At 38.3% G+C, this 10,133-nt stretch carries 8 protein-coding genes; 7 read left to right on the top strand and 1 reads right to left on the bottom strand.

Annotated features, from left to right (window positions below; all coding sequences use genetic code 11):
* Window positions 1–164: 164 nt before the first annotated feature.
* From AACQ75_RS01385 to AACQ75_RS01375, 3 genes are all read left to right on the top strand, one after another.
* On the top strand, window positions 165–2,303 hold the full coding sequence (locus AACQ75_RS01385) for a type I restriction enzyme HsdR N-terminal domain-containing protein (RefSeq protein ID WP_170889332.1): 2,139 nt from the start codon (window positions 165–167) through the stop codon (window positions 2,301–2,303).
* 688 nt (window positions 2,304–2,991) lie between these two features.
* Window positions 2,992–3,405, top strand: a complete 414-nt coding sequence (locus AACQ75_RS01380; RefSeq protein ID WP_019283386.1) for an RDD family protein — start codon at window positions 2,992–2,994, stop codon at window positions 3,403–3,405.
* Between the two features lie 713 nt (window positions 3,406–4,118).
* Window positions 4,119–4,532 carry a DUF1090 domain-containing protein gene (locus AACQ75_RS01375; RefSeq protein ID WP_249339383.1) on the top strand — a complete coding sequence of 138 codons (414 nt, stop codon included), beginning with the start codon at window positions 4,119–4,121 and terminating at the stop codon, window positions 4,530–4,532.
* A 679-nt stretch (window positions 4,533–5,211) separates the two neighbouring features.
* On the opposite strand, the gene AACQ75_RS01370 is transcribed toward AACQ75_RS01375, so the two are convergent.
* Entirely contained in the window at window positions 5,212–6,189 is a 978-nt protein-coding gene (locus AACQ75_RS01370; protein ID WP_157806496.1) for a DUF4238 domain-containing protein, read from the bottom strand.
* A 1,198-nt stretch (window positions 6,190–7,387) separates the two neighbouring features.
* Between AACQ75_RS01370 and AACQ75_RS01365 the strand changes: the two genes are divergently transcribed.
* The 4 genes from AACQ75_RS01365 (at window position 7,388) to AACQ75_RS01350 (ending at window position 9,720) form a co-directional block, all read left to right on the top strand.
* A complete protein-coding gene (locus AACQ75_RS01365) occupies window positions 7,388–7,777 on the top strand; it encodes a TIR domain-containing protein (RefSeq protein WP_170889331.1) in 390 nt (129 codons plus the stop codon).
* Complete coding sequence (locus AACQ75_RS01360; protein ID WP_029807625.1) at window positions 7,774–8,322, top strand: RipA family octameric membrane protein; 549 nt, start codon at window positions 7,774–7,776, stop codon at window positions 8,320–8,322. The genes AACQ75_RS01365 and AACQ75_RS01360 overlap by 4 nt, the downstream gene beginning before the upstream one ends.
* A gap of 149 nt (window positions 8,323–8,471) precedes the next feature.
* A complete protein-coding gene (locus tag AACQ75_RS01355; RefSeq protein ID WP_170889330.1) occupies window positions 8,472–9,002 on the top strand; it encodes a GNAT family N-acetyltransferase in 531 nt (176 codons plus the stop codon).
* Window positions 9,003–9,147: 145 nt separating this feature from the next.
* Window positions 9,148–9,720: a hypothetical protein gene (locus AACQ75_RS01350; RefSeq protein WP_170889329.1), complete on the top strand. Its 573-nt coding sequence runs from the start codon at window positions 9,148–9,150 to the stop codon at window positions 9,718–9,720.
* Window positions 9,721–10,133 lie beyond the last annotated feature (413 nt).

Here is a 10,133-nt window from a genome sequence, read left to right as displayed (position 1 = left end):
CTAACAAAGCATTTAAGATGGATTCGCAACGCTTGGCGGTTTTAGTGTAAATTCAGTTTTTCCGTTTTAAGTGGTTTGCCGCGGCATAGGTGTTTAGCGTTGCTCACCACTTAACGCGGCGTTATGCGGTTTTGTGGCTAAGTATAAATGGAAATAGTTTTAATATGACAATTATTCAACTAACAGAAGAATTAATAAAACTAAATAAAATATCAGTTATAGTTTCTGAGGCTAAGAAAAATGAAAGAGTTACAGCTTCTAAATCAGATATAGAAGTCAGTATAAAATCGCTCTGTTTTAATTTGGAACGTAACCGACACCGAGAAGCTGTTGCTATTATTTTGTCACTTATGCTGTGGGATATAGATGAAGCCATAGCAAGACTTCGACGTTCTGGTATTTTAAGGCCTTCAAGGTATAAATTTAAATCTAAAGGTCTTGAAGTAGTTCTTGATGCTTCTCTAGAATTAATCAAACTACATGGTTGTAGAGCTGATCGATTAAAATATTTAATGTCTCTAAAAGTTTTACTAAAAGCCGCGCCCTATGCTTTTCGCATACGAAATAGTTTGATCATTCGTCTTAAAAGTCGAAAAAATGTTGCCCTAAAAACTTTATTAGTTATTGTTAATGAACTCTTTGTAAATCATAAATCTGGAAATTCAACTTTTGATTTTAATCATTTCGAAGCTTTAGGTTCAGAAGATGTAGCTCAAGCGTTTTCATACATTTTACATTTGATGCGCGAAGAAGTTGGAGTGACACCAAATAGTTGGATTTATGTGGATGATAAATTATGTGGAGAATCTGACAATATTTATATTAATTTATTGATTGATGCCGCCAAGTTAAATGAGTTTCTTGAAATTGAAACACTCATTGAAGGTATGCCTTATGAAATGAGTGAAAATGGAAAAAATCTTATGGTTTTTTCTACAGATGAGTCATTAGAGAAATCTATTAGGCTTGGATATATGCAAGCTGATATGCAAAGGAATATAAGAGTTCAAAATGTTTTAAAAGAACTATATAAACCAAATGGTAAAAACCAAACAGTTAATGATCTCGTAGCTTCAGCTTTTGAATCAGGAATGAGTGAGTTGGTAATGAAAATGGACTTCCCATTAGAGCGCTTAGTCTTTGTCATGCCACAGTCTAAAGATTTTTTTTCACCTATAAAATCTGACATGTTTTTTTTAGAGGAAATCCCATGCATTATAGGGGCAGGGATTGATGATTTTCTTGATAAAGATAAGGATCCTGCGGGAATTCTTATCAGTGATAATTTAAATGTATCTGATATTGTTAAAGTTCAACGTTTATTTAGCTTTATAAGCTCAGCATTTGAAGAAAAATTAAGAGGTATAGATAATAAAGAAGAACGTCGAATTTTGAAAGTAAGATCAGTAATTCCAGTTATGCATCATGATTCTTTATTGGAACAATTATTAATGCTTCTTCCACAGACGAAATCTGAGGAGGTTATTAAACTTTTAACGTTAGAAGAAAATGAAAGTTTTATTGATATTCAATATAAGCCGTTTATTAAAAGTGGTGACTATTATATTTTGTCTCCAGCCTTATTTTCTCGATCTAATTTAATTCGTAATGTTATTATCGCAAATAAAATGCGGAATAAGCTTTTAAAAAAAATAGATCCGATGCAAACTGCTGTGGCAAATGCATTGAGAGAGGCAGGATTTAAAGTTAAAGAAGAATTCACATACAATATTAATGGGAAACGTGAAACAGATATATTTTGTTGGTTAGACGGGAGATTGTTTGTTTTTGAATGTAAGAATTCATATCATCCATGTTCAGCACATGAGTTAAAAACTAGTTATGAACATATAAAGAAAGCAGAAGAACAATTAAACATACGGCTAGATTGGCTCAAAAATGCAGAGAATCAAGCTATACTCTTTGATGCTTTGGGATGGGATGTACCTACAACACAATATATACATACAGGAATAATCACAGCAAATAGATTATTTACTGGTTATACTAAAGGTGTTCACCCTGTCAGGCAAGCTCATGAGTTTATCAATGTTATATCTCGTGGGTTTGTAGGTAGAGAACCACTTCCGCCAATATCTTTTTGGAAAGGTTCTGATTTTTCAGTAAATGATTTAGTAGATTATTTAGATGGTAAAAGCATTGTTAGTATGCAAATGTCACTGTTGCAACCATCAGAAAAAGTTATTCCTTTAGGTGATATTTCTATCAAAATTTGCCGTTACATAATGAATCTTCCTCTGGCTAATAAAGAAAATAAACACTTTGTGACTTCAGAGAATTAACCACATAACAAACGCTTCAAGAGGGACAGCCAACGCGTGGTATTTTTATAATGCGTTGGTTTTTGTGATTACGGTGTTATGCGGAAAGTTGGTAGTAGCGTTGGCTGCCCCTTAAGCGGGCGTTATGCAACTCAGGTAAATTTAGTAGTTCAACCTTTTGGGGTTTCTCTGGCCATTCGTTTGGCGTTGTCGGCAAATGAGCATTTTTGCCCTAAAATTCGTGGTTCACTCAAACCGTAAAACAGGCAAGGTTCTTTGTTTGCCTCAATGAGTTTTGGTGCTGGCTTGCTGTCAATTCAGCGTGCTTAAAGTGTGGAAAGGGCAAGTTATTGGATCATTTCGCATTTGCTGAAAGTCTTGAACGGTGAGTTTGTCTGACACAAAAGCTTGGTTTGTTGCTGAAAAGTGGACTTTGTTTTGGCGGCTTATTTATCACAGTTCTTGCTTGGGTTGGTTCTTGAATCACTCAACCATTGCAATTGTGGCTTTTGGTCGTGTAAATTCCGTTTATCTCATTGAATTTGCATAACAAACGGCTCAAGAGGGATTGCCAACGCGTGGCGGCTTTAGTTCAAAATTGAAGTTCAGTGTTTACAGTGTGTTTTTTGAGTTCGGCTATGCGTTGTCAACCCCTTAGCCGGGCGTTAGCAAATTTATTCGACATCTAACTCGCATGGAGGAAAAGTAAGTGGAAATAGATAGAGATTCGATCATTGAATCACATAGGCTGGCAAGCCCGGGTCTTCGTTATCTAGGGCAAATCATTGATGGTGCAATAAGTGCCACGATATTCATTTTCTTTCTTTGGCTCGGTACTTTAATTGGTTTATCCCAAGCTTCATCAAGCTTAATAGCATTTTCGGCGGCTGCTTTATATTTTCTACTTTCTGACGGTTTACCTAAAGGGCAAAGTCTCGGTAAGAAACTACTAGGGATCTCAGTTATAGATTCGGTTACAGGAAAAAGTTGTAGTTTCCCTCAGTCATTTTTTCGTAACCTTCTGACACCAATAATTGGTATGATCGACGCGGTCTTTATTCTTGGCAAAAGAAGACAGAGGTTAGGTGACAAGCTGGCAAAAACAATCGTTGTAGTAAATTAGCTAACAAACGGCTCAAGAGGGATTGCCAACGCTTGGCGACTTTAGTGCAAAATTGAAGTTCAGTGTTTACAGTGTGTTTTTTGAGTTCGGCTATGCGTTGTCAACCCCTTAGCCGGGCGTTAGGCAAAGTGAGTTTTTATCAGCTAAATCGAGTTGAAATTGAACGGTAAATTCCATGTTCTCATGGCTGAACTTAAGCAATAAATAATCATCACATATTTGTTGTTTCTTGATCGCGTTGGGTTACTTTTCGCTGTGAATTCATCGGCAAAATAACCTTCGGCATTCAAACGTCCGCCGAGCATGCTACGCTCGTCACTTTTCTTCCAAATCGCTCAATTTGAGTTTTTTGTTTCTTTGCTGATTCAGCATTTTGGTTTATAAATGAATCGGTTAGTTTGTTTCAAGTTTACAAAAAAGCTCGTTCTTTGGTTTTGAAAGTCTCGGTGTCAATTGGTTGGCCTAACAAACGGCTCAAGAGGGATTGCCAACGCGTGGCGGCTTTAGTACAAAATTGAAGTTCAGTGTTTACAGTGTGTTTTTTGAGTTCGGCTATGCGTTGTCAACCCCTTAGCCGGGCGTTAGCATTCTGAGGACTTAAATAGTCATATTCAAATGGTAGAAATCAATCATCGCGTATAATAGTTGTGTGACAATTCACCATTTTGTAGTTTAATTATCCCTTGTAAAATTATTTAAAGTTAGTTGTGTTAATGAAAAGAGCAAATGTAAATTTAATGTTGAAAGCTTCCGGTGTTGTACTGTCTATATTGTCATTTTATAGTTTTGCTTCATTGAACTGTTCAGGTTTTTCTGGGTGTGAAAGAAAGTATTGTGAGATTGAGCAGCAAATAGAAAGTGCTCAGTTAGCTAATAATCAAAAAAAGATAGAAGGACTAAAAGTTGCCCTAGCGGAAGCCAAGTCCAATTGTAGTGACACAAAACTTAAGCAAGATTTAGCTGACGAAATTAAAGAAACTAAAGATAAAATTGCCGAATATAACTTAGATTTACAAGAAGCAAAGAGAAGTGGCAAGGATAACAAAGTCAGGAAATACCAAAATAAAATTCAAGAAGAAGAGCGTAAATTGGAGTCGCTTCTACAAGAGTTATCCGAATTAGGCTAGATAATGCTAACAAACGCTTCAAGAGGGACAGCCAACGCATGGCATTTTTATTATGCGTTGGTTTTTGTGATTACGGTGTTATGCGGGAAGTTAGTAGTAGCGTTGTCTGCCCCTTAAGCGGGCGTTATGTGTTGGATGAGTTTTCTACGATTTCATTGAGAATTCGTTTCATGTTTTCGGCAAGTTGGCTTGGTCGAAATGGATTATTAAACAACTTGAGATTGATGGTTTTCAAGGTTCTTGGGTTGCCTCAATTGCGTTTTGGATCTGGTTTGTGTTGTGTTTCGTCGGTTTCAAATCGCTTTAATTGAAATGTCTTTTTGACTGATTCATTTGCTGACATTCAGCTCTGAAAGTCTGGTGAAGCAAAAAATTTAACGGTTGCTGAAAGGGTGCTTTCTTTGTTGTTGATTCTGCAAGTGGCTTTCTTTGGCTCAGAACGCTGTGAAATTTAGGTTTTGGTAAGCATCGTCTTTGTACGTAACTTATTAAAATCTCTTCATTTCTACGGTGGTTTACTTTGAATTTACGGTAAAAATCACATAACAAGCAATTTAAGAGGGATTCCCAACGCTTGGCATTTTTGCTTCTACTTCAAATTTAGTGTTTACGGTACAATGCGTTAGGTTGGGTGGTAGCGTTGCTCACCCCTTAATTGGGCGTTATGTACAACCTACGGTTAAGCATACTCTTTGATTTTTCGTAGGGAATTACCAACTAAAGACTTATAAGTATCTACATCCAGTTTGCTCAGTGCGAAAATGTGGCTGTTTGCGTTAGTAGCGACTTTTCTGTTGAACTCAGTAACTATTGGTTCATCTATTTCAACTAAGCCACTTTCAAACCGGTGAGACTCAGTGATGACATAAGAATACTTAGGTGAAATTGGGTAGTATAAGTCCATATTTTCAGGTGCCTGAAACACATCGTCTTTAACGCAATAGTGCACGTTAATTGCAGGTTGGTCAGAGGTAATAAAGTTAGAGTTAGTGTTGTTTTCTAGTAAGGTGTGATTGTCGTTCTGGCGACTTGAGTACAAACTCAGTCCCATATTCATACCAAACATGTAACTAAAAAACCACCAAGAATGCTCCATGATCTTTCCTAGTTCAGGCTTGTTTTTTTTCATTCCTGTAATACAACGGACTTTGAAGTTCTTTGTTCTAGCCACTTGGTGCCCAAGGTACATCATGAATGAAATCATATTCTGGTCATTTTTCAGGGTTTCAATATTTCCCCGAGCTAACTCTTCAAGAATATGCGCTGCTGCGTTTTCATGCGCCGTATGCAAATTTTCTAACAGGTTACACTTAGAAGCTAAAATTGCCTGTTCAGCTTCGTCATTTTGTATGTTCGCACTCTTATACGCATTTTCCACCCGTTGAACTTTTAGAAAGTCCCAAAGGTAGTTTTTATGCTGCTCTTGTAATTTTTCCGGTGAACCCGATGAAAACATCAATATTGCATCAATGTGTTTTTGTTCTAGTGGAGTTAGTTGGTAAAAATCCTTTTCCATCACCAAGCCTCTGACACTGGTAAAGTCAATGTTGCCTTTACTAGTAACACAGAATAAATCTCTGTTGTTGGTCGACCACCTCAATAGGTAGTTTGCCCAAACATGGTGGTGCTTTCGTTTAGCTTGTAGGTCTTTTTCCACGTGTCCCCCTAACTTTTTTGGTATGATACCGAAGATAGAGCATGGGTAACAAGTTGTACATAACAAAGCATTTAAGAGTGATGCGCAACGCTTGGCGTTTTCGCTTCGCTCAAGTATAGCCAAGCGTCGCTCACACCTTAATGCGGCGTTAGGCAAAGTGAGTTTTTATCAGCTAAATCGAGTTGAAATTGAACGATAAATTCCATGTTTTGTGGCTTAACTTAAGCAATAAATCGTCATCACATATTTGTTGTTTCTTGATCGTGTTGGGGTGCTTTTCGTTGTGAATTTAGCGGCAAAATAACCTTCAGCATCCAAACGTCCGCCGAGCATGCTACGCTCGTCACTTTCTTCCAAATCGCTCAATTTGAGTTTTTTGTTTCTTTGCTGATTTGGCATTTTGGTTTATAAATTAATCGGTTAGTTTGTTTTAAGTTTATAAAAAAGTTCGTTCTTTAGTTTTGAAAGTGTCGGTGTCAATCGGTTGGCCTAACAAACGGCTCAAGAGGGATTGCCAACGCGTGGTGGTTTTAGTGCAAAATTGAAGTTCAGAGTTTACAGCGTGTTTTTTGAATCCGGCGGTGCGTTGTCAACCCCTTAGCCGGGCGTTAGCTGAGGTTAAGAACAATCATAAAATTAAGCGTTTATTTTTCTTAGTCTGAGGCTCTGGCTTTACACCTGAAAGTCAGCACTTTTCCATGTATCTCGCCAGTGGCACTGTTCGTGAAGTGGTTGAACTAACCGAAGCCTTCTTACGGGAAGTGATGTGCTTGTTTATTTCTTTGGTGTGGCTTCTTTGGTTTTGAAGCTCTTTCGCGCTTAAGTTGATTTCGCGCACTTGGTTGTTGGCTTCTTCGAAAGAATTCTTTGTAAATTTAAGTCTTAGAAGCTCGTCAGTTTTGCTGTTATTTCTTCTTTGCCAAGTGCGTTTCGTGGGTTAGGTTTTAGTTTCTCAGTTGTCCGTTTTACTTTGTCGCTTGAAAACAATAATTTGTTTCAAATTAGGCCGTTGGGTAGTCAATCTCCGGCTAAAGTGCAGCAGCTAACAAACGGCTCAAGAGGGATTGCCAACGCGTGGCGGCTTTAGTGCAAAATTGAAGTTCAGCATTTACGGTGTGTTTTTTAAGTTCGGCGGTGCGTTGTCAACCCCTTAGCCGGGCGTTAGGCTTAAAGATAGTAATTACAATGGAGATTAGCTATGAGTAAAAAAAGAGCATTTATCAGTTTTGATTACGATAATGACGAGGGGGCGAAAATCATGCTTGCAGGTCAAGCAAAGTTTCAAGATAGCCCTTTTGAGTTCAAAGATAACTCTGTGAAAAATCACTTGCTCGGAGATTGGAAAGAAAAAGTTCGTCGTCGCATGGATAATGTTGATGTGGTTATAGTTCTGTGTGGCACTAAGACTCATATAGCCACAGGAGTCGAGGCAGAACTTGAAATAGCTAAAGAAAAATCTAAACCGTATTTCTTATTGGCGGCATATCCTGACAAAACTTGTACTAAACCTAAAAATGCCTTGTCGTCAGATAAAGTCTATAAATGGACATGGGATAACCTTAAGTTATTAATAGGTGGTTCTAGATGACAGTTGAAGTGCCAGAAAGTAAGCTGTGGAACGAAATAGCTGAAGGTTCTACATACCCACCAAATGAACAATGGCATACTCACTTACTTGAACAGTATAAACTTTATGTGGAAATGGCAGATAGGATAAGTCAACGTCGAACATCAGCGAATACTTACTTCTTGAGTGTCAATTCCGCTATCCTAGCTTTTGTTGGTTATTTGACAGTTGATAAAAGTCCAGACTATATGTGGTTACTCGCTCTTGCAGGTAGCATGTTGACCATGTTTTGGTTCAATATCGTATTATCGTATCGAAACTTAAATTCTGCTAAATGGCAAGTAGTTCAGGATATTGAAAAGCGGTTACCTATCAGTCCCTACGATGCTGAGTGGGATTCCGTACAACGAGGAACAAATCCAAAGTTGTATCGACCAATCACACATATCGAAAGCTGGGTTCCTTGGGTGTTCTTTTTACTCCATTTAATAGTATTTATTCGGACGTTTCCTTGGGCTAATACATGGGCATATGTACAGAGCGTTGGTACATGCCTTGCCCAATAAGCCTAACAAAGCATTTAAGAGTGATTCCCAACGCTTGGCATTTTTGTCTCCGCGTTGGGTTTTGTGTTTACGGTGGTAAGGTTTAGTTTGGTGGTAGCGTTGCTCACACCTTAATGCGGCGTTAGTTGCTCACAGTAATAGGAAGCATTGTGGAAGAAAACCAAGTCAAAATCAGACCAGCTAGACTGCATGAATTAAAGCTGATTCATTCCTTAGTCACCTCTAATGACGAATGGACCAAGTTTAATGGCCCTTATTTTCCTTATTCTTATCCATCATTAGATCAGTTCGAAAAATCTTCGTTTCAGCAGTTAATAATAGGTTCTAATTCACAATTGGTTACGGTTGATGATATTCCTGTTGGTTCGGTTAGCTGTTATTGGGAATGTGAAGAAACTCGTTGGCTTGAAGCTGGAGTGGTGATCTACAATGCAGAATATTGGGGGCAAGGTGTTGCAGCCTCTGCTGTTCGCCTCTGGATTTCGTATCTTTTCGAAAATAAAGAAATTGAAAGGGTTGGCCTAACCACGTGGTCAGGTAATCCTAGAATGATGTCACTAGCTTTGAAATTGGGCTTTCAGCAGGAAGCTAAGCTTCGAAAAGTACGATATTACCAAGGCGAGTACTATGACTCATTAAAATATGGTGTATTGCGATCGGAATGGTTAGAACGCAACTAACAAACGCTTCAAGAGGGACAGCCAACGCGCGGTATTTTTACTATGCGTTGATTTTTGTGATTACGGTGTTATGCGGTAAATTGGTAGTCGCGTTGTCTGCCCCTTAAGCGGGCGTTAGTTGCTTTCATAAATAATAGGTAAGTACATGAAAGAGAAGTTGGTATCATTTGATCTCGAAACAGATCTAGTCATGTCATTGCGGTGCTTACTTGACGCTTTGTCTCAAATTGAAAGAGGGCAAAATACGTATTTTAAATGGGCAGTGATCTACGGACATAACTCTGTTCAATCGGCAATGTGTTTAGCTCTCATTACATCGGACTCACGTCTAGTTCGGAAAAAAGATAGTTATCACTCAGAGTATGGTGATTTAGATAATATCGAATGGCTTTACGAAAAACTGCGGAAAGAAGACTTTCTTCCTTACACGGGTAGCAAAGTAATTGATATTGAGCGTTTTGAAAAAGAAAAAATTAGCCGTTTGCAGGCAGTTAGAAATAAATTTATCCATCAACACCCATCGCTCTATGTCTTTACGTTTAATGAATTAGTAGAGTTAATCCGTATTTCTGTTGAACTAGTTGGTTTCTTAGTCAATGAAAGTGAGCGTCTAGCTATAAATGGGTATACACAATCTCAAATAAAGGGTTTGGTGGATGAGTTGAGCACGCAACTAACAAACGGCTCAAGAGGGATTGCCAACGCGTGGCGACTTTAGTGCAAAATTGCAGTTCAGTGTTTACGGTGTGTTTTTTGAGTCTGGCGGTGCGTTGTCAACCCCTTAGCCGGGCGTTAGCTGAGGTTAAGAAAAGTCATGAAATTACGTGTTTATTTTTCTTAGTCTGAGGCTCTAGCTTTACACCTGAAAGTCTGCACTTTTCCGCGTATCTCGCCAGTGGCACTGTTCGTGAAGTGTTTGAACTAACCGAAGTCTTCTTACGGGAGGTGGTGTGTTTGTTTATTTCTTTGGTGTGGCTTCTTTGGTTTGAGGCTCTTTCGCGCTTAAGTTGATTTCGCGCACTTGGTTGTTGGCTTCTTCGAAAGAATTCTTTGTAAATTTAAGTCCTAGAAGCTCGTCAGTATCTCGGTTATTTCTTCTTTGCCAAGTGCGTTTCGTGGATTAGGTTTTAG

The organism is Vibrio sp. B1-2, from assembly GCF_963888445.1.
GTDB lineage: Bacteria > Pseudomonadota > Gammaproteobacteria > Enterobacterales > Vibrionaceae > Vibrio > Vibrio anguillarum.
This window is presented reverse-complemented; position numbering and strand designations above follow the sequence as displayed.

Bases quoted from the DNA above. Each gene is read 5' to 3' on its own strand.
- AACQ75_RS01385 (WP_170889332.1), top strand. From the start codon at position 165: ATGACAATTATTCAACTAACAGAAGAATTAATAAAACTAAATAAAATA.
- AACQ75_RS01375 (WP_249339383.1), top strand. From the start codon at position 4,119: ATGAAAAGAGCAAATGTAAATTTAATGTTGAAAGCTTCCGGTGTTGTA.
- AACQ75_RS01365 (WP_170889331.1), top strand. From the start codon at position 7,388: ATGAGTAAAAAAAGAGCATTTATCAGTTTTGATTACGATAATGACGAG.
- AACQ75_RS01360 (WP_029807625.1), top strand. From the start codon at position 7,774: ATGACAGTTGAAGTGCCAGAAAGTAAGCTGTGGAACGAAATAGCTGAA.
- AACQ75_RS01350 (WP_170889329.1), top strand. From the start codon at position 9,148: ATGAAAGAGAAGTTGGTATCATTTGATCTCGAAACAGATCTAGTCATG.